This window comes from Amycolatopsis sp. cmx-8-4 (assembly GCF_046548675.1).
Lineage (GTDB): Bacteria > Actinomycetota > Actinomycetes > Mycobacteriales > Pseudonocardiaceae > Amycolatopsis.
On sequence record NZ_JAEBDZ010000054.1, the window covers coordinates 1 to 22,290 of the forward strand.

Below are 22,290 nucleotides of genomic sequence, written 5' to 3' on the forward strand. Positions count from 1 at the left end.
GCCGCCCGGGGCGCCGCGGGCCTCGGCCCGGGACGCAGCCGCCGTCCGGGGGCGCTGGGGGTCGTGAGTGTTTAGGGCGGTTCTAACCGCCCTAAACACTCACGACGTCCCTAGCCGAGGCCGATGGCGAAGACGTGCAGGTTCGGGTCGGCCGGCAGCGTGACCGAGGCGATCTGCTTGCCCGCCGGGGCGTCGAACGGCGCCGTCGCGTAGACCGACGCGCCGCCGCCCGGGCCGCCCGGCTGGTTGCGGTGGTCGGCGCGCGCGACGAGCGTGTTGCCGAACACCGGATCGGTGCCGCCGCCCGGGAACACCCAGTCGCCAAAGGACAGATCGGCCTGGCTGGTGGTGCCGTCGGTGAAGGTGACCGTGGCCTTGGCCTGGTGGTCGCCGTTCGACGCCGTGCCGATGAACGACAGCCGCGTCCCGGACAGCTGGATCGTCTGTCCCGCCGGGACGACGTTGTCCGGCCGGCCCGAAGGTGCGGCGGGCCAGGTGAACGTCGTCCCGACCGCCTGGGCGGGCTTCCCGCCGACCAGGCCTGCCGCGGCCAGTGCCTGCCGGGACAGGCTGTTCCCGGCGCCGTCGATGTCCGCCGAGCCGACGTCGCCGTCGTCCGAGATGCCGACGTTCGCATACGCCGCCGCGAGCCCGCCCTTCGGCGCGACCAGCACGATCACCGAGCCGGGCACCGACGTCGAGCCGCCCCGGACGGTCACCGGGACCTGGTAGTAGCCCTCAGGTGTCCCGGCGGCCACCGAAACCGTCAGCTTCGCCGTGCCGCTGCCGGTCCGGTCGTCGAGCCGGAGCTGCCGCGGCCCGGTGACCTTCAGCCCGGCCGGGGCCTTCGTCGTCACGTCCAGCGTGCGGTCGTGCCCGCCGAGCCGTTGCGCGCTGACCGTGGCCTCGCCCGTGGTGCCCGGTTCGACGACGACCTGGTTGGTCGCCGACGCCAGGAACGGCTTTTCGTTGTCCTGGTAGGACGGTGGCGCCGAGTTCACCGCCCACCGCTTGTCCGGAGTGGACTGCAGGGAGAAGTCCAGCCGGGCGCCGTCGCGGACCGTGTTCACAGGCAGGTACGTGCGGTCCCAGTCACGGCCGTTCAACGACAGGTCGTGGACGTACGGGGTGCCCGAAGACGCCTTCGGTGCGCGGATGTCGATTGTCCGTCCATTCGGGAGGGACAGCACCGCGCGCTCGAACAGCGGGCTGTGCACGACCAGGTCCGGCGTGCCCGGCGTGGCCGGGTAGATGCCGAGCGCGGCCCAGACGTACCACGACGACTGCGCGCCGAGGTCGTCGTTGCCCGGCTCGCCGTCCGGTGTCGCGCTGAACAGCGTCGTGGCGATCTCGCGGACCACCTGCTGCGTCTTCCACGGCTGCCCGACGTGGTTGTACAGCCACGGCACGCCGAAGTCGGGCTCGTTGCCGGCCCACATGTTCGGCTCGTTCGGGCCGACGTTCAGCTTCTGGAAGAACGTGTCCAGCCGCTGTGAAACAGCGGCCGGCCCGCCCATCGCCGTCACCAGGCCGGCCGGGTCCTGCGGGACCAGCCAGGTGTACTGCGCGGCGTTGCCCTCGTCGAAGCCGTCCTGGCCGAACTTGCCGGGCGGCGGCGGGACGTAGGCCGGGCCGTCCGGGAAGCGGCCGTCCTGCCCGCGCGGCTGCAGGTAGCCGGTGAGCGGGTTGAAGATGTTCTGCCAGTTCTGGCCGCGCCGGGTGAACTCGCGCGCGACGTCGCGGTCGCCGATGCCCTGAGCGAGCTGCGCGATCGCGAAGTCGTCGATCGCCCACTCCAGGGTGATCGACGCGCCGACGCGGGCGTGGTCACCGCGGGAGGCGTCGTTGTTCGGCAGGTACCCGCGGGCGACGTAGTCCGCGATGCCCTTGCGTTCCTGGTACGCGCCAGGCGTGTTGTCGACCGACGTCGCGCCCTTGACCAGGTACTTCAGCGCCGTCTTGACGTCGAAGTCCCGCGCGCCGAACGCGTAGAGGTTGGAGATCAGCGCGACCGAGCTGTCGCCGGTCATCTGGCCGGTGTAGTCGTTCGCCATCGGCCAGCGCGGCCACCAGCCGCCCTGCACGGCGTCGTTCGTCAGCGACTGCGCCATGTCGCTGGCTTCCCTCGGGAACAGCATCGCCTGCAGCGGCGCGAGCGAGCGGTAGGTGTCCCAGTCGGAGAAGTTCGCGTACTGGTGCCGCCCCTTGGGCAACGTCCGGATCTGGTCGTCGAAGCCGATGTAGCGCCCGTCGGCGTCGTCGAACGTGTTCGGGTGCATCAGCGAGTGGTACAGGAAGGTGTAGAACGTCTTGAGCTGAGCCGCATCGCGACCCGCCACCCGGATCTTGCCCAGCGACTGAGTCCACTTGTCCCTGGTGGACTTGCGGACGGCGGCGAAGTCGAAGCCCGGGACTTCGGCGGCGGCGTTGGCCTTCGCGCCGTCGACGCCCACGTAGGACATCGACACCTTGGCGTGCACCAGGCTCTGGGCACCGAAGGTCAGGTACGCGCCCGCCTTCGGCGAGTCGACGCTGTCGGTGTCCGGCTTGACGCCGGCCCCGTCCCAGGTGCCGTGCGCGGTGAACGGCTGGTCGAAGGTGATGTCGTAGTACACCGTGTACTTGTTCGGCTTGCCGCAGAAGTTGCCGGTGGTGGCCGAGCCGCTGACCTCGCGGTCGCCGGTGACCTTCAGGTCGGCCTTCGAGTTCCCGGCGAGGCTGGCGCCGCCCTTGACGAGCACCTGCGCGTTCGCGCCGGCCGGGAAGGTGAACGCGGCGAGCCCGGTGCGCGTCGTCGCGGTCAGCTCGGCCCGGACCTTCGAGCCGGCGAGCGTCACGGCGTAGTAGCCCGGCTCGGCCTTCTCGTCGTCGTGGGTGAAGTGCTCGGTGCGGTCCCAGGGCGCGCTGCCGACGTCGCCGGTGATCGGCAGGATCGGCACGTCACCGAACGCGTTGCAGCCGACCGAGGCGTGGTCGAGGCTGAAACCTCGGATCTGATCACTGTGGTACTGGTAGCCGGCGTACGCGCCTTGGGTGTCCGGCGAGAACTGCATCATCCCGAACGGCGTCGCCGGGCCCGGGAAGTTGTTGATCTCCCCCACTGAACTGCCGCCGCTGCCGGTCCCGATCAGCGGGTCGACGTACGCCGACGGGTCGCTGACCAGCGGAGTTCCTGATGACATCGTTGTCGGCGCCGCCGAAGCGACAGCCGGTACGCCGATCACCGCCGTCGCGACGATCGCGGCCAAGAATCTGTATCGCACCGGTGCCCTCCCGCGGCTGCACTGCCTGGACATCCGACCTTTGCGTGCCACCGGGGGCGCGGTCAACACTTTGACAAAGACTTGACCCGTTCCCCCGAGGTATGAAGATCCGGTCAGGATGGGGTGCTCACCGTGTCAGGACGCCTACTGTCTACGCCGTGTGCGCACGTGTACTGGTCGCCGAGGACGACGAGAAGCAGGCCGAAGTCCTCCGGCTCTACCTCGAGAGCGAAGGCCACACGGTCGTGCTGGCCCCGGACGGCCGGGCCGCCCTCGACGAGGCCCGCCGCGACCGTCCCGACCTGCTGGTCCTCGACGTGATGATGCCCAAGGTCGACGGCCTGGACGTCTGCCGGATCCTGCGCGGCGAGTCCGACGTCGCCGTGCTGATGCTCACCGCCCGGGCCACCGAGGACGACCTGCTGCTCGGCCTGGACCTCGGCGCCGACGACTACCTGACCAAGCCGTACAGCCCGCGCGAGCTGATGGCCCGGGTCCGCACGCTGCTGCGGCGGACCGCCGCCCGGCGCGAACCGCCCGACACGACGTTGCGCGCGGGCGGGCTGCGGCTCGACCCGGTGCGGCACGAGGTCTCGGTCGCCGGCCGCCCGGTGGAGACGACGCCGGGTGAGTTCCTGCTGCTGGAGACGCTGATCAAGCAGCCGGGCCGGGTGTTCACCCGGCGGCAGCTGCTGGAGCTGACCCGCGGCGACGACCGGTTCGTCAGCACCCGGATCATCGACGTCCACGTGCTCAACCTGCGCAAGAAGCTCGAGCCGGACCCGGCGAAGCCGCAGTACCTGCTGACGGTGTTCGGCGTCGGTTACAAGCTGGCCGCCGAGAATGGCGACTGAAGGTCGCCGGCGCCGTTTTCCGCGGCGCCGCAGCCTGGTCCTGCGGCTCTCGGCCGTCTCGCTGCTCATCGCGCTCGGCTCGATCGCCGCGACGGCGTGGCTCGCCGTGCAGACCACCACCCGGGCGATCCAGCAGGAGCAGGGCCAGGCCCTCTCCGACGACGCGACGATCTACACCGAGCTGCTCGGCTTCGCCGCGGCGAACCACACCTGGGACCAGGCCGCCCCGAAACTGCGGGCGCTGGCCGGGGAGACCGGCCGCCGGATCGTCGTGACCACGATCGACCGGCGGGTGCTCGCCGACTCCGGCGGCGCGCCGGTCACGCTGCCGGTGAAGGCGAGCGCGTCGGTGGACCCGCTGCACGTCGACCCGGTGCTGCTGCCGGGCGCCGGGACCAGCGGCATCGACCCGCGCGCGGTGGGGCCGTTCCGGCTGCCGCCCCGCGAACGGGAGGACGTCGCCGCCATGGCCGAGAAGGTCGTCACCTGCCTGGACGACATGGGCCTGCGCAGTGACGTGCGGGACTCGCCGAGCGGCCGGCCCGAGATCAGCTCCCCCGACGCCGTCACCGTCCGCTACTTCGCGGCCAAGTGCGGGATCTACGAGCTCGCGGCGGCCACGCCGACCGAGCAGGCCGCGCTCGGCAGTCTCAACGACGCCGTGAACGCCTGCCTCGCCCACCAAGGCGGGGAACAGGTGAAGCTCAACCTCGACTTCGAGGCGCTCGGCGCCCCCGACCAGGGCCCCGCCCAGAGCTGCGTCGACACGGCCCGGCGGGCGCAGCTCGCCCCGTACGTCGCGCCGCCCGCGCTGCTGTTCACGCTCGGGCCCGGTGACTCGCCGCTGCCGACGTTCACGCTGTCGCGGGAGAACCTGACGCGGATCCTCGCGGTGACCGGCGGGGTGCTGGCGCTGGCCGTGGCGATCACCGTGCTGGTCTCGACGCGGCTGTCCCGTCCGCTGCGGGCGCTGACCGAGGCGGCGGAGCAGGACCGGCCGGCGCCGGTGAGGTCCCGCGACGAGGTGGGCTACCTCGCGACCGCGTTCAACGACCTCACCGCGCGCCGCGAGCGCATCGAGGAGCAGCGCAAGGCGATGGTCAGCGACATCGCGCACGAGCTGCGCAACCCGCTGAACGTGATCCGCGGCCGGCTGGAGGCCGCCGAGGACGGGCACCTGCCGTTCGACCACGCGCTGTCCGCGTCGCTGCTCGAGGAAACCGTGCTGCTGCAGCACATCGTCGAGGACCTGCAGGACCTGGCCGCGGCCGACGCCGGGCACCTGCGGCTGTACCCGGAGGCCGTGGACGCGGCCGAGCTGGCCGTCCAGGTCGCGGCCGCGCACGCCGACCGGGCCGCCGCGGCCGGCGTCACGCTGAGCGTCGAGGCCGCCGGCGAAGCCCGGCTGACGGCCGACCCGGTGCGCCTGCGCCAGGTCGCCGGCAACCTGGTGACCAACGCGATCCGGCACACCCCGCCCGGCGGCCGCGTCACGATCCACGTTTCGTCCACTATGGACGACGTGGTGCTCGCGGTCGCGGACACCGGCACCGGCATCGCCGCCGCCGACCTGCCGCACGTGTTCGACCGGTTCTGGCGGGCCGAGAAGTCCCGCAGCCGCCAGACCGGCGGCAGCGGGCTCGGCCTCGCCATCGTGCGCCACCTCGTGCAGGCCCACGACGGCACGATCGACGTCGAGTCCGAAGTGGACGCCGGGTCGACGTTCACCGTCCGGCTGCCGAAAGCTACCCCTTGAGGCCGCTCTGGGCGAGGCCTTCGACGAACTGGCGCTGCGCGATGACGAACACGAGCAGCACCGGCACGACCGTCGTGGTCGCGGCGGCGAGCTGGACGTTCCAGAGGTGCCCGCCGTAGACGTCGACGTACTGCGTCAGCGCCACCGGCAGCGTGTACATGTCCTTGTCGGTCAGGTAGACCAGCGGTTCCAGGAAGAAGTTCCACGTGTTGAGGAAGGTGAAGATCGCGACGGCCGCCAGCGCGGGCTTCGCGATCGGCATGGCGACACGGCGGTAGAGCCCGAAGCGCGACAGGCCGTCGAGCCGGCCCGCCTCCTCCAGCTCACCCGGGATCGTGATGAAGAACTGCCGCATCACGAACGTCGCGAGCACGCTGGGCGCGCCGAAGATCGGCACGACGATCAGCGGCCAGTGCGTGTTCGTCAGCCCGAGGTCGTCGACCAGCCGGAACAGCGGGATGATCGTGACCTCGCTCGGCACCATCAGCCCGACGAGGATCAGCCCGAAGAACTTCTCGCCGCGGAACCGGATGCGCGCGAACGCGTAGCCGGCCAGCGAGGAGAAGAACATCGTGCCCAGTGTGACGAGCACCGCGATGTACAGGCTGTTGAAGTACTGCCGCGCCAACGGGAAGTCGGTGAACGCGGTCTTGTAGTTCTCCCACTGCGGCTGGTTCGGGAAGAGCTTCGGCGGGTACGCGAGCACTTCGTTGGCCGGCAGCAGCGACGCCGTGATCATCCACCAGGTGGGGAACACGAACGGCACCGCCAGCACGACCATCACCGCGTAGCAGGTGATCTTCGCCCTACGACTCATGGAACACCCACCGCCTCCGCATCCGCCACTGCAGCAGCGTCAGGACCAGGATCACCAGGAACAGCACGACGGCGAGCGCGGCGCCGTAGCCGAGGTCATGGTTGGCGAAGGCCTGCTGGTAGAAGTAGAAGACCAGAACGTTGGTGCTGTCCGCGGGCCCGCCGAGGGTCAGCACCTGGATCTGCGCGAACACCTGCAGCGCGCCGGCGACCGTGATGATCGCGGTGAGCAGCGTGGTCGGGCTGATCATCGGCAGGATCACCGAGCGGAACCGGCGCCACGGCCCGGCACCGTCCAATTGGGACGCCTCCATGATGGACGCCGGGATTCCCTGCAGTGCGGCCAGGAACAGGACCATGTTGAGCCCGACGTTCTTCAGCACCTGCACCACGATCACCGAGGCCATCGCACTGTCGTTGCCACGCAGCCAGTTCGGCCCGTCGATCCCGATGGTCTGCAGCAGCGAGTTGATCCCGCCGTTGTCCTGTAGCAGAAAGTTCCACACGATCGTCCACGCCACGAGCGTGATGACCACCGGCGAGAAGAAGATCGTCCGGAACACCGTGGTGCCGCGCAGCTTCAGGTTCAGCAGCAACGCGAGCGAGAGCGCCAGCGCGAGGTTCAGCACGACCAGGCCGACGCAGAAGATCGCCGTCGCGCGGGCCACCTTCGGCGCGGTCGGGTCATCGAACAGCTTCGCGTAGTTGTCCGCACCGGCGAAGGACGACGTCCCGGCCAGCAGGTTGACGTCCTGGAAGCTGTACCAGACGACCGCGGCCAGCGGCGCCACGACGAAGGCGAGGAAGCCGAGAGCCTGCGGGGCGATGAAGATCCACCCCGCGAGCTCTTCGCGCTTCTTCGAAGTGAGAGTCACCGGCTCAGCACCGGGTCGATGGCTTGGCACACCCCGGCCAGCGCGGCGGGCACGTTCGCGTCCGGCTTCCACATCGGGTCCAACGCGGACTGCACGAGCGACGCGATCCGCGCGCTGCCGGTGTGCGACGGCAGCACCGCGCCGTTCTTGATCCCGTTCACCACGACGTTCTGCAGCTGTTCCTGGCTGAACAACGGGTTCGCCTTGGCCAGGGTGGCCGCGTTGATCAGGCTGTCGCGCGCCGGCGGGAAGTACTGGCCGAGCTTCGCCGAGTTGGCCGGGTCGGTGAAGAACGCCAGGAAGTCCGCCGCGGCCTTGGCGTGCTTGCCCTTCACCGGCACGCCGATCCCGGCCTGGCCGATGACCTGCGCGTTCGCCTTCGGCCCGGCGGGCAGCGGGACGATGCCCCAGTCGAACGGCTTGGCCTTCAGCAGCCCGGCGCGGCTGATCTGCGCGATGGTCAGGCCCGATTCGCCGGCGAAGAAGTCCGCCGTCGTGCCCGGGCCGGGCAGCGCCTTGTCGGTGAAGATCGCCTGGTGCAGGAAGGTCATCGCGGACGTCATCTCCGGCGTCGCGAACCCGCAGGTCTTGCCGTCCGGGCCCCAGGCGTCGGCGCCGAAGCCGCGCCAGACCGAGGCGAGCAGCACCCACTGCTTGTACTCGAACTCGCGGACGACCAGGCCGGCCTTGCCGGTGTCGCGCGCGGCGACCTGGGTGGCGATCTGCTTGGCGGCGTCCCAGGTCCACCGTCCACTCGCGAGCAGCTGGTCCGGGGTCTCGGTGATCCCGGCCTGGGTGAGCAGGTTCTTGTTGTAGAACATGCCGAACGGCGACGTCGAGAACGGGTAGGCGTAGAGACTGTCGCCCTTGGTCCACAGTTTCGTGGCGGAGGGGACCAGCTCGCCGGCGTTGTACCCCGCGGTCGCGGTCAGCGTCGGCTTCAGGTCGGTGAGCGCGCCGGACTGGACGAAGTCCGGGGCGTCGCGCTCGAGGATCCAGGCGAGGTCGGGCGGGTTGCCGCCGGACATCTGCGTCGTCAGCGCGGCCGAGTAGGCGCTCGTGTCGCCCGGGACGACGTCGAACTTCACCGACGCGACCTCGGGGTGGGCCTTGCGGTACTCGGCGGCGATGGAGTCGAAGAGGGCGAGCTGGTTCTTGTCCGTGGTCCAGACCGTCATGCGCAGTGCGATGTTCGTGTCGTCGCCGGTGCCGCCCGAGCAGGCGGTCGAGGCCAGTGCGACGGCGGACAACGCCGCGGCGATGAGCAGCCGGGCTCTCTGGTAGGCCACAATGCCTCCTGGTTATTCGAATTAGCAGCGACGGTAAACGTCTCGTTCGTAGGCTGTCAACAACCAGTACGCCTAGTTTTGAGTGTGCACTGTGTTATTGAATGTGCACTGTGGAGGGTGCCGCCGCGGTGGCACCCTCGTGGAACGTGCACGGCAGCAGCAGCTGCCGGGGCTTCGGGTCCGCGAGCAGCTCGACCAGGACGCGCACCGCGTGCGCGCCCATCTCGTGCCGCGGGATCCGGAACATCGACCAGTCCGTGGCCGTGCTCGGCACCGCGTGCGCCGCCGGCTGCTGCGACGGGTCGGCGTCGCCCAGCACGACGAGGGAAAGGTCGTCGGGCACGGCCAGGCCGAGGTCGTGCGCGCACGCCAGGATGCCGTCGGCCATCGCCGAGCTCTCGACGAGCAGCGCGGTGACGCCCTCGTCGAGCGCCTGCCGCAGCGCGAGCGCCGGGTCGTCGGCGAGGAACACCAGCGGCGGCCGGCGGTGCTTGCGCGCCGCCGCGTCGTAGCCGGTGCGCCGGTCGAGCGTCGGCTCGTTCTCCTCGGTGACGCTCAGCAGGCCGATCTTGCGGTGCCCGAGCCGCCACAGCCACTCGTGCACCTCACGGGTGGCCGCGACGTAGTCGGCGCCGACGTAGCTGATCGGCCCGGTCGGCGACTCGCGGCGGCCGACGAACACGAACGGGAACTGCTCCTCGACGAGCTGCGCGAGCTCCTGCGGGTCGTTGTGCCGGCCCAGCAGGACCGAGCCGTCGGCGATGCGCAGCCGGTTCGTGCCCTGGTCGTAGATGCGGCGGCGCCCGTCGCGGCGGCCACCGCTGGTGAACAGCAGCAGGTCGAAGCCCTGCGCCTCGGCCTCCTCCTCGATGCCGAGCAGGAACGGCCGGTAGAAGTCGGCCACGCCGGACGGGAACACCGACTCGTAGGTGAACACGCCGAGGATCTGGTTGGACTTGCCGCGCAGCCGCCGGCCCATGATGTCCACGGTGTACCCGGTCTCGCGGAGCACCTGCTGCACGCGCTCGCGGGTCTCCGGCGTGATGCGGAGGCTGTCGGAACCGTTCAGGACCATCGAGACGACGGCCTGCGAGACGCCGGCCAGGCGTGCCACCTGGGCCTGCGTGACCCGGCCCGAACCCGCCGTCATCGATGACTCCCTCCAGCGCGACTGCCGCGGACAATCGGCACAGTACAGGCGGCACTTCAGTACCCCCGCACTTCCGGCCACCGGCGCTCCACCCCGGCGGCGTCCAGCTCGCGCGCGAACTCCTCGAAGAGCCGGCCGTCGGCCTGGACGGCCCGCGGCTCGACGCCCTCGCGGACGGCGAACGCGGCGAGCAGCCCGGCGACCTCGCCGATGTTCCACTCGACCGGGTGCAGCCGGAAGCAGCCGTTGGTGATGTGCGTGGTGCCGGCGTTCTTGCCCGCGGGCAGCAGGTTGCGCACCCGGACGGGCACCAGCGCGCCGAGCGGGATCTCGTACGGCACGCTCGCGACGTCGACGTAGTTGTCCCCGCCGGTCGACGGGTGCAGGTCGATCCGGTAGCTCCCGACCCCGACGGCGTCCGCGCGCCGCACCCGGCCGTCGACGCCGAGGATCTCCGCCGAGACGTCGTGCTCGGTGACGGTGGTGACGGCCTTGATCCGCCGCGCTTCGCGGACGTAAGCGGACTTCGCGAGGCCGTCGTCAGTACCGGTGACGTCGTGACGCAGCTTGAGGCCGGGGAAGCCGGTGCCGCCGTCTGCGCGGGGCGCTTCGGTCTGCAGCCAGTACAGGACGGACAGGCTCAGCTGCTTGGCTTCGTGGTGCGCCTCTGCTACTTCCGCCTCGGTGGCATGGCCGGGGATGGCCAGCGCGGGCTTGAGCCAGTAGTCGTTGAGGGGCCAGTTGACCAGGGTGATGTCGGAGTCGAAGGCGCCGTCGGCGTGCAGGCCGCGGGCGAGGATGCGCCGGAACGCCCAGAGCTCCTTGTCCCCCGCGTCGGCGCTCTGGTCGGCGCTGACGGCCAGGGGGTCGCCGGCCGGGTTCGGCACGAAGGAGCGTTTCACGGGCTCGAGCGTCCGGGGGTCGGGGGCGACGAAGCCGAGCAGCGGGCCGGGCCAGAAGTCCGGCTGGTAGTCGCGCCAGAAGCCGTACATCCCGGGGCGGTCGATGACGTGGTGCTCGCCCTCGTGGTGCGAAACGGCGAAGCAGTAGGTGATCCCCTGCAGGTTGGCGGGATCGGCGTCCGTCGGGGCGTGCGGCTCGTCGTGCTCGGATTGCGCTTCGGCCCCGGTGACGTGCTCGGTGCCGGTGAGCGGCAGGAGGTCGCCGTCCTCGGTGGCGTCGAGGACGTACCGCGCTTTCACGGTGACGCGCTCCCCGTCGCGGCCTTCGAGGGTGACGGCGTCGACGCGATCGCCGCTGGTCACGGCGTCGACCGGCCGGTGTTCGAGGAGGACGCGGATCCGCCCGGCGCTGCGGTGCGGCGCGAGCAGGCTCTCGACGACGGCGAGCGCGACGCGCGGTTCGTGGCAGAGCTTGCTCACCTTCCCGGCGCCGGGGTTCAGCTCGGCCAGGGCGGCGGCCTCGGCGCGCAGCGGGTAGTGGCGCCGGTAGTAACCGCGGATGCCTTCGCGCAGCTCACGGTAGGCGCGGGTGGACCCGAACCGCTCGATCCACGGGTTCTCGTCGGGCGGCACGGCCTGCGCGGTCAGCTGCCCGCCGAGCCAGTCGGTCGCCTCGGTGAGCACCACGCGCCGCCCGGCCTTGGCCGCCGCCAGCGCGGCAGCGACCCCGCCGAGCCCGCCGCCGACGACCAGAATCTCCGTGTCCAGTTCCCTCATGAGCCTTCCCGCATCTCGCCACACTGCCGAAGTAATACGAATTACTCACGGCATAGTGCGGGAGTCGGGGCCGCGCGTCAAGCCCCCGCCGACGACGTGCTCGAAAGGCCGACACGCGTGATCCAGAGGCCGACACGCGTGATCAGAGGGCCGACGCGCGTGATCAGGAGGTCGACACGGCCGGTTGCGAGGTCGTGCGCCGTGTCGACCCTTCAATCACGCGTGTCGGCTCCCCAATCACGCGTGTCGACCCTTCGATCACGCGAATCGGCTTTCTGATCACAGGGTCAGAGCGGAAGGCCCGCGTAGTTGTTCGCCAGCTCGGTGGCCGCGGCTTCCGACGTCACCGTCCGCTGGAGCTGGGACAGCTGGAGCTGCGCGTCGAAGTCGTCGCCGTGGCGGTGCAGCATCGACGTCATCCACCACGAGAAGTGCGTGCAACGCCAGACCCGTTGCAACGCCGTCTCCGAATAGGTGTCGACGAGGCCGTCGTCGCCCCGGAAGGAAGCCGTGAGAGCCGTGGAAAGCAGGGCGACGTCGGCCACCGCGAGGTTCAGGCCCTTGGCGCCCGTCGGCGGGACGATGTGCGCGGCATCCCCGGCCAGGTAAAGGTTTCCGTGCCGCATCGGCGTCGTCACGAAGCTGCGCATCGGCAGCACGCTCTTCTCCGTGATCGGTCCCGTGTGCAACGTCCAGCCCGGGACGCCTAGCCGTTCCGACAGGGCCGTCCAGATCCGGTCGTCGCTCCACTGCGCGATGTCCTCGTCCGGCGTCACCTGCAGGTAGAACCGGCTGACGTGCGGCGAGCGCATGCTGTGCATGGCGAAACCGTCCGGGTGCCAGGCGTAGATCAGCTCGTCGGTCGACGGCGCGACGTCGGCCAGCACTCCCAGCCACGCGAACGGGTACGTTCGCTCCCACACCTTCTGCTGCGGCATGAAAGAGCGGCTGGGCCCGTGAAACCCGTCGCAGCCGACGACGACGTCGGCGTCGATCCGCTGCGCGCGCCCGTCACCATCCACAAAGGACACCGACGGCGAGCCGGTGACGTCGTGCAGCTCGACGTCGGAGACGGAGTAGAAGGCCGGCCGCCCGGCCTTTTCCCGCGCCGCCATCAGGTCCTTGGTCACCTCGGTCTGGCCGTAGACCGTCACCGACCGGCCGGTGAGGTCGACGAAGTCCAGGTGGTGCCGATGGCCCGGCCACTGGAGGTGGATCCCGCGGTGCTCCATGCCTTCGGCGTCGAGCCGGTCGCCGAGGCCGGTGTTCCGGAGCAGCTCGACCGTGCCCGCTTCGAGGATGCCCGCGCGGATGCGCGCCTGGACGTACTCCGCGGTCTGCCGTTCGAGCAGCACCGAGTCGATGCCCTCGAGGCCGAGCAGGTGGGACAGCAGCAGCCCGGCCGGGCCGGCGCCGACGATGGCGACCTGGGTGCGCACGCGGAACGTCCTTTCGACGGCTGAACCCCGAGGATGACGCCGAGAGCACGCGTCACACCAGGGCATTCTCATTCAATGAGAGATTGTCCGCGAAATACCCCGCGCCGCCGCCCGCAGGGCCGGGATCTGCATCCGGGCGTTCCGGCCGGTGGGGACGATCACCGACAGCGCCGCGACGACGTCGCCGTCCGGCCCGCGCAGCGGCACGGCGATGCCGGTCGTCTCCTCGTCGATGAAGCCCGCGCAGTACGCGTAGCCGTCGCGCCGGACGTCGGCGAGGAACCGCCGCAGCCGCGCGGGCTCGGTGAGCGTGGTGCGGCGGTACGCCGGAAGCGGCCCGGCCAGCACCTCTTCCCGCAGCTCGGCGGGGGCGTGGGCCAGCAGCACCAGCCCGGACGACGACGCGTGCAGCGGCAGCCGCCCGGCCACCCGCGTCACGTTGACGACCGCGCCTGGCGCCGAAAGCCGCTCGACGAACAGCACCTCGCGGTCCTCCAGCACCGCGAGCTGGGTGTGGTGCCCGACGACGGCGTGCAGGTCCTCCATGAACGGCAGCGCCGCTTCGCGCAGCCCGAGCGTCGGCGACGCGCGCGACGCCAGCTCCCACAATCGGACACCTACCCGGACCTGCCGGTCAGGGTCACGCTGCAGCCAGCCGTGCCCGACCAGCTCGTCGATCAGCCGCGACGCCGTCGCGACGTGCAGGCCCGCGCGCCGCGCGACGTCGGACACGCGCAGCGCCGGGGTGTCCGGCTCGAACGTCTCGAAGATGCGCACGATGCGCGACAGCACGGACTCACCATGGGCCGGTCTCACCACGTCAGGCAGTGTGCCCCACCCGGCGGCGGGGCACACCGCGACGCGTCACGGCAGGGCGTTCAGGAACGGCTCGTGGCTGTTCTGGAACTCCCAGTTGTAGTACTTGTCCCAGTTGATCGACCACGTCATCAGCCCGCGCAACGCCGGCGAGGCGCCGCCCCGCAGCGTGTACGAACCACAGCCGGTGCCCTTCGCCAGGCAGGTCACCGCCGTCTGGACAACGGACGGCGCGAGGTAGCCGTTGCCGGCGCTGACCGCCGCCGGCAGCCCGACCGCGATCTGGTCCGGCCGCAGCCCCGGGAAGAACTGGCCGGTGTTCGCCACGCTGAAGCCGGCCTTGAGCATGTCGCCCATCGCGATCGGGAAGTCCGCGGCGCCCATGTTGTGGTACTGGTTGTCCAGGCCCATCACCGGGCCGGAGTTGTAGTCCTGGACGTGCAGCACGGTCAGCGAGTCGCGCAGCGCGTTGATCACCGGCAGGTACGCGCCGGTCCGCGCGTCACCGCCGCCCGAGCCGCCGTAGAACTGGTAGCCGACCTGGACGAAGAACGTCTCCGGCGCCATCGTCAGCACGAAACCCGCGCCGTACTTGGCTTTCAGCGACTTCAGCGCGGAGATCAGGTTGACGATCGACGGCGTCGTCGGGTTGTGGAAGTCCGTGTCGCCGGCGTTGAGCGAGAGCGAGTGGCCTTCGAAGTCGACGTCGAGGCCGTTGAGGCCGTACTTGTCGATGATCGCCGAGACGGAGCTGACGAAGGTGTCGCGCGCGGCGGTCGTGGTCAGCTGGACCTGGCCGTTCTGGCCGCCGATGGAGATCAGGACCTTCTTGCCCTGCGCCTGCTTCGCGCGGATCGCGGCGATGAAGTCGGCGTCGCTCTCGACGTTCGGGCACTCCGCGATCGAGCAGCGGTTGAAGCGGATGTCGCCGGAGGTCACCGACGTCGGCTCACCGAAGGACAGGTCGATGATGTCCCAGGCCGCGGGGACGTCCGCCATCCGGACGTACCCGGAGCCGTTCGCGAAGCTCGCGTGCAGGTAGCCGATCAGGGAGTGCTTGGGCAGCCCGGTGTCGACGCAGCCGGTGGTGCTGCCGGTGGCCGCGGCGGTGCGCGGCGACTCGCCGGCGGTGTTGTACGCGGCGACGGTGTAGCTGTGCGTCGAGCAGGCCGTCAGCCCCGTGAGGGTGGCACTCGTTCCGGTGACGGTCGTACGGAGCGTGCTGCCTTCGTAGACGCGGTAGCCGGTGACGGTGCCCGCGCTCGCGCCCCAGCTCAGGGCGATCGAGGAGGTCGTGACGGCGCCGACCGTCGGCGTCCCGGGTGCGCCGGGGGTGCCCGGCGTGCTGCCACCAGGACCGTCGAGGACGACGTCGTCGGCGTAGTAGGTGCCCGCGCCGTACCAGCCGTGCAGGTAGAGCTGGGCCGACGTCTGGCTCGCGGTCGTGGTGAACGACAGCGAAAGCTGGTTGTAGGCGCCCGCGTTGCCCGACCAGGTCGACGCGCCGCCGGTGATGCCGAGGTAGACCGGGTTGCCGCGGACCCACGCGGACACGGTGTAGGTCGTGTTCGGCAGCACGGAGACGGTCTGCGCGCACTGGGCGTAGTCGGCGCCGGCCGGGGTGGCGGCCAGCGCGTAGCCGCCGGAGTGCACCGGCGTCGTCACGGCCGTACCGCCCGAGCACGTCCAGCCCGACAGCGAGCCGGCCTCGAAACCGGGGTTGGTGAGCAGGTTGGCCGCGTCGGCGGTGCCTCCGCCGGCCACCAGGCCGGAGAGCGCCAGCGCGAGGGCGGCGAGTGCTGCGGAGAATCTGGAACGCCTAATCGGGTCCTCCAGTGGGGACGCGGTAGCACCGCGGAGAACCATATTGTCTAGACCACTGAGTAAAATGTCCAGACCAACTCGTCAGCAACCGACCAACAGCCGGGCCACCAGGCGGGTGCGCTTCGCGCCGGCCCGGTCGACCACCTGGACGCTGCGCCACCCGGGCGGCACCCGGTCGGCGAGCAGCTCCGCCCGCCACTTCCCGGTGCGGCGCACGTGCCGGTCGAACGAGCGCGGCCGCACCACCCGGCCCCGGCTGCGCTGACCCTCCAGGGCCTGCTCGGCGGTGGCGTCGACGAACAGCAGCCGCATCGAACGCCCGGTCAGCCTCCCGACCACGGCGAGCAGTGCACGGGTCGACGCCCGCGTCGAGGGTTCGTGGACGACGAGCGGCCCGGCGGCGGAGATGGCCCGCCCGACGATCCGCAGCCGGTGCCCCGCGTGCACGAGCGGCCGGTACCAGCGGTACGGCACCGCGTCCGGCAGCACCGTCGCCAGCCGCGCCCGGACCTGGTCGGAGTCGAGCACCGGCAGCCCCTCGGCCGCGTGGCGGAGCATGGTGGTCTTGCCCGCGCCGGGCAGCCCGGCGACGACGAGCAGGTCACGCGGTCCGAGCTCGATGACAGTGGGCTCGCTCATGCCCTGACAACGCCCGGCCGAAGGTAATGGTTCCTTTACTTTCGACTCCGGACCGTGACTTCAGTGGTGACCGTCCGCACCGGGCACCCCGGCGGCGGGGCGACACCACTCCGAGGTGGGACCGGTTCTCACGTCCCGTGTCCGCCGTCACCCACTCGCCTGAAAATCCATGCGTGGCACGGCATTCGACGGCCCGGAACCGCTTCGGGTGAAGATCTTCCCCACCTCTTCCCGGCGTCCGGAAAATCCCTATCTTCTGGAAGGGACGCCACGGCCAGAACAGGGGAAAGGCACCATGACCCAGTCGCTGGAACTCCCACTCCAGGAATACTGTCTCGATTGGACACTCACCGGCGACGACGGCGGCCGGGTCGAGGTCACCCTCTCCGGCCAGGTGACCCTGCTCGACAACAACCGGTTCTACAAGATCGACGGCGTCGTCTACGTCGCCCAGGGCGACGCCGACATCCGCGCGGTCGGCAACCCGCGCCTGTCCGTGCGCCGCAACGGCGTCGAGAAGTCCGGACGCCAGTGGGGCTGGGAGATGTGCTCGGCCCGCAAGAGCCTCGGCGCGCTCAGCACGATGGAGGGCTACTTCGTCCGCACCGGCTACTGGGCGCCCGCCGACCGCTCGATCCAGCTGAGCCTGTGCGCCGAGCTCGGGTGGAGCCGGCGCAAGACCTACAGCCCGAACGTCACCGTCCGGATGATCGACTAGCCACTGATCGACTAGCCACAGTGGACTTCCGCCGGGCCGCCGCGACGACGAACCCGGCCGCGACGGCGCCCGCCACCGCGCACCCGGCGCCGAACCCCGCGGCCGGTTCGTGCACCCGCAGCACCGACACGCACAGCCACACCGCGGCGCCGAACAGGACGCCGAGCACCGGCCCGGCGACCAGCGCGCCCCGCCCGCGGTGGCCGTTGCGGATGTTCCGCAACACCGACTCCAGGTAGGCGAGGGCGAACAGCGCCAGGATGAGGCTGCCCGCGCCCATCGCGCTAGCCAGCGGGTGCTGCGACGTGAGCAGGGTGAACGTCTGGGTGACGGTCCCGGTCTGGATGGTCGCGGTGACCGCGCCGCCGACGATCCACCGCGCCAGGCCCGGCAGTGCGAGCTGGGCGGTGAATCCGTTGCCGGCCGCCTTCGCCGTCGTCTCGGCGGAACCGAGCGGGATCCCGGCGGCGGTCAGGTCGAGCGCGATCCGGCCGGGGTTGCCGGGGCCGGTCACCGTCAGCGGTTTGCTCAGGTCCACCTCGACCGGCGCCGACACGGACGCGTCGCCCAGTTTCAACGTGGGTGACGCCTGGTGCGGCAGCCGTTCCGGGGTGAGCAGCGCGAGCACGACCAGCGCGATGAGCGCGGCGGCCGCGGCGAGCCGGAACCACAGCGTCGCCGCCGACGACGGCGTCGCTTCTTCGGGCACGGGCTGCTGCTGCGGAATGCGCGTGGCGGACAACGTCGGGTCCGGCGCGGGCCGCAGGACCGGCCGCGTCCGGGCGTCGACCGGCGGGGCCGGCGCGGTCGGCGAGTTGAGCCCGGAGATCACCCGGGGCGTCAGGTGCAGCACCGGCACACCGGCGCGTTCGAGCCAGCCCGGCCCGTAGACGGCGGTGGCGGCGCCGGCCAGGTCGGCCGCGAACGCCTCGGCCTCCCGGTAGCGCGACTCGGGTTCGCGCGCGAGGCTGCGCATGATCACGCCCGCGATGGGCATCGGCACCCCCGCGATCGGCCGCGGGTCGGTGAACATGTGCTGACGCATCATGCTGATCGCGCCGCGGGTGTTGTCGAACGGCAGCTGCCGGGACAGCAGTTCGTAGAGCACCGTGCCGGCCGCGTAGACGTCGGCCGCCGGGCTCAGCGCGTTGCCCATCGCCTGCTCCGGCGCGATGTAGGCCGGGGTGCCGAGGATCTCGCCGCCGTGCGTGACGAGCGTGGCGCCTTCGCTGATGACGCGCGCGATGCCGAAGTCGGCCACCTTCATCACGCCCTGCGTGCTGAAGAGCAGGTTCCGCGGCTTGACGTCGAGGTGCAGCACGCCCGCCCGGTGCGCCGCGTGCAGCCCGGCGAGCATCGCCAGGCCGATCGCGCACGCCTGCTCGCCGCTGACGCCACCGCCGTGGAACCGGCTGTGCACGGTGCCGCCGTCGAGCCGTTCCATCACCAGCAGGTGCTCGCGGCCGGTGCGGACGTAGTCGTACACCGGCACGATGTGCGGGTGGTCCAGGCTGGCCAGCACGCGGGCCTCGCGGTCGAACAGCTCGCTGCTCGCGGCGTGGTTGAGCACGTCCCAGGGCAGCTGCTTGATCGCGACGCTGCGGCCCAGCGTCCGGTGCGTCCCGGCGAACACGACACCCATGCCGCCTTCGCCGATCTCGGCGCCGATGTCGTACTGCGGGAGCGCGGCGATCAGGTCCGCCGGTGCGCTCATCGGCCGAGGTCCCGGGTCGCCGGGACGCGCATCCGGACGGTCTGGTCGCCGACCGTTTCGTACTCGGGCTCGGGGGCCGGCTTCACCGGGTTGGGCGTCAGGTAGCCGAGCAGGAACGCGATCGCCGCGGCGCCGAGCACCACCGGGATCTCGATCGCCGGTTCGGGCGGGACCAGCCGCAGCACGGACAGCGTGATCACCGCGACCAGGCCGGTGCCGAACCCGGCGGGCAGGAACCGCAGGCCACGGCGCCAGCGGTTGGCGGCCAGGCGGTGGCGGGCCAGCGCGAGCAGCGCCGTCAGCCAGGCCAGGATCGTGAGCACGAGCATCGCCAGGCCGAAGACGCCGTAGACCGACCAGAACGAGCCCCGGACGTCGGCGACCGTGGTCGCCTCGCCGAGCGTCACGCGCCCGGCGTCGAGCAGCTCGACCGACGACGGCAGCAGCCCGGTCGCCTGCCCGGACAGGTCACCGAGGTCGAGCACGAACGTCCGCGTCGCGCTGCCGCGCGCCGGCACCTCGAACGGCGCCGTCGTGTCGTAGGCGAAGAAGGTGAGCGCGAGGGCGACGCCGGACACGCGCACGCTGCGGACCTTCACCGGCGCGTTGCCGGTGTTGGTGGCCACGACCTCGAGCTTGACCTGGCTCGCCGGGTCGATCGGCACGGTGGCGTCCGCGATCGGCCGGTCGTCGATCGACACCTGCAGTCCGAGCGAACCCGACTCCGCCGAGGCGGGCGGTGCGCCGAGCAGCACCGCGCACAAACCCAACGCAACCCCCGCCGCGATGACACGTCCCATTGGGCATCCCCTACTTGCGTAATCCGACTCGTCCGGGATGCTACAGCGAGCACACACCTGGGGAGGACGTTCCGATGCGTTACGTGGTTCGGTTGTTTTTCGGCGCGGTGACCGGAGCGTTACTCCTGGTCGTGTTCGCGTCCAACGCCAACGCACAATACACTTCCTCGGTTGGTTTGAAACCGTCGAGCGGACCGGCCGGAAGCTCGTTCACCATTTCCTGGAGTTTCTACCCCTGCAAAGGCGCGGTCACCTTTTCCTGGAACGGCACGCCGATGTGGTCGACCCCGGCCACCCTGCAGACCACGAGCGGCACGGTCGCGGCCAAGGTGCCCAGCGGCGCGCAACCCGGCACCTACCCCGTCACCGGCACGTGCACCAACGCCCGCACCGGCGGCCCGCTGAGCGCGGGCAGCCGGTTCACCGTGACCGGCACGACCACCACGACCCCGCCGCCACCGCCGCCGACCACGACGCCGGTCACGCCGCCGCCCGTGACGACCAAGCCTTCGAAGCCCGGGGGCCCCACCACGACCCCGCCGTCGACGACCACCACCCCGCCCACGACCACCAGCACGCCGCCGACGTCGACCACCCCGACCACGCCCGGCGCTCCGACGACGACCACCACCACACCGAAGCCGGGCGAACTCGTCCTGGATCGGCCGAGCGTCCAGCCGGGCGACGAGCTGTCGGCGTCCGGGAAGGGCTGCGAGCCCGGCCGGATGGTGACGCTGATGGCCGACGGTGCCGAGGTCGGCTCCGCCTACACCGACAGCACCGGCGCCTTCACCGCGCCGGTGCAGTTCACGCGGATCGAGGCCGGCCCGCACACGGTGGTCGCCGAGTGCGGGGTGCGGCTGACCGGCACGGTCGACCAGGTCGTGACCCGCTCGTCCGGCGGGCAGACGAGCACCCTGGTGATCCTGGTGTTCTTCGTGCTGGCCGGCATCGCGGTGATCCGCTTCCCGTAAACGCCCCGGCAGTGCTGGGTTGATTCCTTCGAGACAGGGAAAGGCCTCGCCGGTGGTCCGAACGGAAAGCGGAGCGAAACGAGCGACCCCGAACAGGTCGTCCGCTAATCCGAGCCCTACCGCGGGCTTTCCCGCGCCTGCGCCTTTCACCCGGGAATGAGTGAAAGGCGCAGGCGTCAACGCCGAAACCGTGCGGGGAAAGCCGCAAGAAGGCCACGGTCACGCTGGGCACGCTGCTGCCGAGCCTGAACACGCTCCCGCAGGCCGGCGCCTCTCCGCGTGACCCCGACTTATCGGACCAAAAAGACACATCAGGCACAGCAAAACGTCTGAATACTCCCCTTTTCGGGAGCGGGCCGCTGAAGTCCCGGTGAATTTCCTACTCTCGACGGCCTCCGTTGTGGTTTTTCGGGCGTTAGGCTCGCATGATCCGTGACGGGAATGGTCCGATCGAGTGACGGGAGAGCGCGCGTGCCGGGGTCAGTGCGTACCCGCTGGATCGTGGCGGTGGTCGCCCTCGCCGTCGTGGCCGGCGCGGTCGTGGCGTTCTGGCCGCGCGACGCCGAGGCGCAGGACCCGGAGATCGCCGTGTCGCGCTCGTCGTGCGGTACCGGCTGGGCGGCCCCGAAACCGGGCCCGCAGACGTTCCGCGTGCACAACACCGGCTCGGTGACCGCCGAGGTCGACCTGATCGACCCCGCCACCGGCGTGATCTACGGCGAGATCGAGGGGCTCGGCCCGGCGACCACCCGGCCGTTGCAGGTCAACCTCGGCAACGGCAGCTACGCGTTCCGCTGCCTGCCCGAGGACGCCGGCGAGATCGTCGGACCGGTCGCGCAGGTCAGCGGCGGTGCCGAGCGGACCGGCCCGGGGGTCGCGCCGGTGACGCACAACGACCTGCTCGGCCCGCTCAAGGCATACCAGGCGCACGTCACCACCGGCCTCGGCGAGCTGGTCGCGAACACCGGCGCACTGAAGAACGCCGTCCACGGCGGCGACCGCGCGGCGAGCGAGACGGCGTGGCTGACCGCGCACCTGACCTACGAGCGCCTCGGCGCCGCGTACGACGCGTTCGGCGATACGGACGGCGCACTCAACGGCACCGCGGACGGCCTCCCCAGCGGCACCACCGACGGGGGCTTCACCGGCTTCCACCGCCTCGAGTCCGGCCTCTGGCACGGCGAAGACCTCGGCGCGCTCGCCGGCGTCGCCGACCAGCTGGACACGGACGCCCACGCACTGCAGACGTCGTTCGGCGACAGCCAGGTCGACGGCAACGACCTCGCCCTGCGCGCGCACGAGATCATGGAGAACACGCTGCAGTTCGAACTCACCGGCCGCACGGACTACGGCAGCGGCACCAACCTGGCCACCGCCCGCGCCAACCTCGACGGCACCCGAGCCGTGCTCGACGTCCTGCGCCCGCTCCTCACGCCGCGCTACCAGCAGCTGCCCAAGCTGGACAGCTGGCTGACCCGCACGCAGACGACGTTGGACGCCGCGCATCGGCCGGACGGGACCTGGATCCCGCTGGCGCAGCTGAACGTGAAGCAGCGGCAGAAGCTCAACGCCGACGTGAGCGAACTGACGGAGCTGCTGGCCCCGATCGCGGCGATCGCCGAACCGAGGAGGGTCTCATGACTGCCGGGGCTCGCCGCACTTCGGCGCACCCGACCGCAGCACT

At 71.0% G+C, this 22,290-nt stretch carries 17 protein-coding genes; 5 read left to right on the top strand and 12 right to left on the bottom strand.

Features of this window, described 5'->3' with window-relative positions; genetic code table 11:
* Positions 1–110 precede the first annotated feature (110 nt).
* Positions 111–3,263, bottom strand: a complete 3,153-nt coding sequence (locus ACLJQZ_RS47155; RefSeq protein WP_410628123.1) for a GH92 family glycosyl hydrolase — start codon at positions 3,261–3,263, stop codon at positions 111–113.
* Between the two features lie 158 nt (positions 3,264–3,421).
* On the opposite strand from ACLJQZ_RS47155, the gene ACLJQZ_RS47160 reads away from it, so the two are divergent.
* Together ACLJQZ_RS47160 and ACLJQZ_RS47165 are read left to right on the top strand one after the other, a co-directional pair.
* The gene (locus ACLJQZ_RS47160) at positions 3,422–4,117 is read left to right on the top strand and encodes a response regulator transcription factor (protein WP_326958469.1); all 696 of its coding nucleotides are present in this window, start codon (positions 3,422–3,424) and stop codon (positions 4,115–4,117) included.
* The gene (locus ACLJQZ_RS47165) at positions 4,107–5,873 is read left to right on the top strand and encodes a sensor histidine kinase (protein ID WP_410628125.1); all 1,767 of its coding nucleotides are present in this window, start codon (positions 4,107–4,109) and stop codon (positions 5,871–5,873) included. The genes ACLJQZ_RS47160 and ACLJQZ_RS47165 overlap by 11 nt, the downstream gene beginning before the upstream one ends.
* On the opposite strand, the gene ACLJQZ_RS47170 is transcribed toward ACLJQZ_RS47165, so the two are convergent.
* The 9 genes from ACLJQZ_RS47170 to ACLJQZ_RS47210 form a co-directional block, all read right to left on the bottom strand.
* The gene (locus tag ACLJQZ_RS47170) at positions 5,863–6,690 is read right to left on the bottom strand and encodes a carbohydrate ABC transporter permease (protein WP_410628126.1); all 828 of its coding nucleotides are present in this window, start codon (positions 6,688–6,690) and stop codon (positions 5,863–5,865) included. The genes ACLJQZ_RS47165 and ACLJQZ_RS47170 overlap by 11 nt on opposite strands.
* On the bottom strand, positions 6,680–7,564 hold the full coding sequence (locus ACLJQZ_RS47175) for a carbohydrate ABC transporter permease (protein WP_410628128.1): 885 nt from the start codon (positions 7,562–7,564) through the stop codon (positions 6,680–6,682). Before ACLJQZ_RS47175 ends, ACLJQZ_RS47170 begins: the two co-directional genes overlap by 11 nt.
* Entirely contained in the window at positions 7,561–8,853 is a 1,293-nt protein-coding gene (locus ACLJQZ_RS47180; protein ID WP_410628130.1) for an ABC transporter substrate-binding protein, read from the bottom strand. The genes ACLJQZ_RS47175 and ACLJQZ_RS47180 overlap by 4 nt, the downstream gene beginning before the upstream one ends.
* A 94-nt stretch (positions 8,854–8,947) precedes the next feature.
* Positions 8,948–10,003 (bottom strand): LacI family DNA-binding transcriptional regulator, encoded by a 1,056-nt coding sequence (locus ACLJQZ_RS47185; protein WP_410628132.1) that lies wholly within the window; start codon positions 10,001–10,003, stop codon positions 8,948–8,950.
* Positions 10,004–10,059: 56 nt separating this feature from the next.
* Positions 10,060–11,682, bottom strand: coding sequence for an FAD-dependent oxidoreductase (locus tag ACLJQZ_RS47190; protein ID WP_410628134.1), 1,623 nt, complete (start codon positions 11,680–11,682; stop codon positions 10,060–10,062).
* A 287-nt stretch (positions 11,683–11,969) separates the two neighbouring features.
* Entirely contained in the window at positions 11,970–13,121 is a 1,152-nt protein-coding gene (locus ACLJQZ_RS47195; RefSeq protein ID WP_410628135.1) for a 4-hydroxybenzoate 3-monooxygenase, read from the bottom strand.
* A gap of 72 nt (positions 13,122–13,193) precedes the next feature.
* On the bottom strand, positions 13,194–13,937 hold the full coding sequence (locus ACLJQZ_RS47200; protein ID WP_410628149.1) for an IclR family transcriptional regulator: 744 nt from the start codon (positions 13,935–13,937) through the stop codon (positions 13,194–13,196).
* A gap of 48 nt (positions 13,938–13,985) precedes the next feature.
* Positions 13,986–15,701, bottom strand: coding sequence for a chitinase (locus tag ACLJQZ_RS47205; RefSeq protein ID WP_410628137.1), 1,716 nt, complete (start codon positions 15,699–15,701; stop codon positions 13,986–13,988).
* Between the two features lie 141 nt (positions 15,702–15,842).
* On the bottom strand, positions 15,843–16,400 hold the full coding sequence (locus ACLJQZ_RS47210; RefSeq protein WP_410628139.1) for an AAA family ATPase: 558 nt from the start codon (positions 16,398–16,400) through the stop codon (positions 15,843–15,845).
* Between the two features lie 295 nt (positions 16,401–16,695).
* Here ACLJQZ_RS47210 and ACLJQZ_RS47215 point away from each other — a divergent pair, with 295 nt between their 5' ends.
* Positions 16,696–17,118, top strand: coding sequence for a hypothetical protein (locus ACLJQZ_RS47215; RefSeq protein ID WP_326943983.1), 423 nt, complete (start codon positions 16,696–16,698; stop codon positions 17,116–17,118).
* Here the strand turns inward: ACLJQZ_RS47215 and ACLJQZ_RS47220 are convergent.
* Complete coding sequence (locus ACLJQZ_RS47220; protein WP_410628141.1) at positions 17,096–18,832, bottom strand: serine/threonine-protein kinase; 1,737 nt, start codon at positions 18,830–18,832, stop codon at positions 17,096–17,098. The genes ACLJQZ_RS47215 and ACLJQZ_RS47220 overlap by 23 nt on opposite strands.
* On the bottom strand, positions 18,829–19,632 hold the full coding sequence (locus ACLJQZ_RS47225; protein WP_410628142.1) for a hypothetical protein: 804 nt from the start codon (positions 19,630–19,632) through the stop codon (positions 18,829–18,831). The genes ACLJQZ_RS47220 and ACLJQZ_RS47225 overlap by 4 nt, the downstream gene beginning before the upstream one ends.
* 275 nt (positions 19,633–19,907) lie before the next feature.
* Between ACLJQZ_RS47225 and ACLJQZ_RS47230 the strand changes: the two genes are divergently transcribed.
* Both ACLJQZ_RS47230 and ACLJQZ_RS47235 read left to right on the top strand, forming a co-directional pair.
* Complete coding sequence (locus tag ACLJQZ_RS47230; protein ID WP_410628143.1) at positions 19,908–20,606, top strand: hypothetical protein; 699 nt, start codon at positions 19,908–19,910, stop codon at positions 20,604–20,606.
* 483 nt (positions 20,607–21,089) lie between these two features.
* A complete protein-coding gene (locus ACLJQZ_RS47235; RefSeq protein WP_410628150.1) occupies positions 21,090–22,247 on the top strand; it encodes an EfeM/EfeO family lipoprotein in 1,158 nt (385 codons plus the stop codon).
* Positions 22,248–22,290 lie beyond the last annotated feature (43 nt).

What these genes read in the sequence shown, in the direction of transcription:
- ACLJQZ_RS47165 (WP_410628125.1), top strand. Translation starts at nt 4,107, where the DNA reads ATGGCGACTGAAGGTCGCCGGCGCCGTTTTCCGCGGCGCCGCAGCCTG.
- ACLJQZ_RS47170 (WP_410628126.1), bottom strand. Translation starts at nt 6,690, where the DNA reads ATGAGTCGTAGGGCGAAGATCACCTGCTACGCGGTGATGGTCGTGCTG.
- ACLJQZ_RS47185 (WP_410628132.1), bottom strand. Translation starts at nt 10,003, where the DNA reads ATGACGGCGGGTTCGGGCCGGGTCACGCAGGCCCAGGTGGCACGCCTG.
- ACLJQZ_RS47190 (WP_410628134.1), bottom strand. Translation starts at nt 11,682, where the DNA reads ATGAGGGAACTGGACACGGAGATTCTGGTCGTCGGCGGCGGGCTCGGC.
- ACLJQZ_RS47210 (WP_410628139.1), bottom strand. Translation starts at nt 16,400, where the DNA reads ATGAGCGAGCCCACTGTCATCGAGCTCGGACCGCGTGACCTGCTCGTC.
- ACLJQZ_RS47215 (WP_326943983.1), top strand. Translation starts at nt 16,696, where the DNA reads ATGACCCAGTCGCTGGAACTCCCACTCCAGGAATACTGTCTCGATTGG.
- ACLJQZ_RS47220 (WP_410628141.1), bottom strand. Translation starts at nt 18,832, where the DNA reads ATGAGCGCACCGGCGGACCTGATCGCCGCGCTCCCGCAGTACGACATC.
- ACLJQZ_RS47225 (WP_410628142.1), bottom strand. Translation starts at nt 19,632, where the DNA reads ATGGGACGTGTCATCGCGGCGGGGGTTGCGTTGGGTTTGTGCGCGGTG.
- ACLJQZ_RS47230 (WP_410628143.1), top strand. Translation starts at nt 19,908, where the DNA reads ATGTGGTCGACCCCGGCCACCCTGCAGACCACGAGCGGCACGGTCGCG.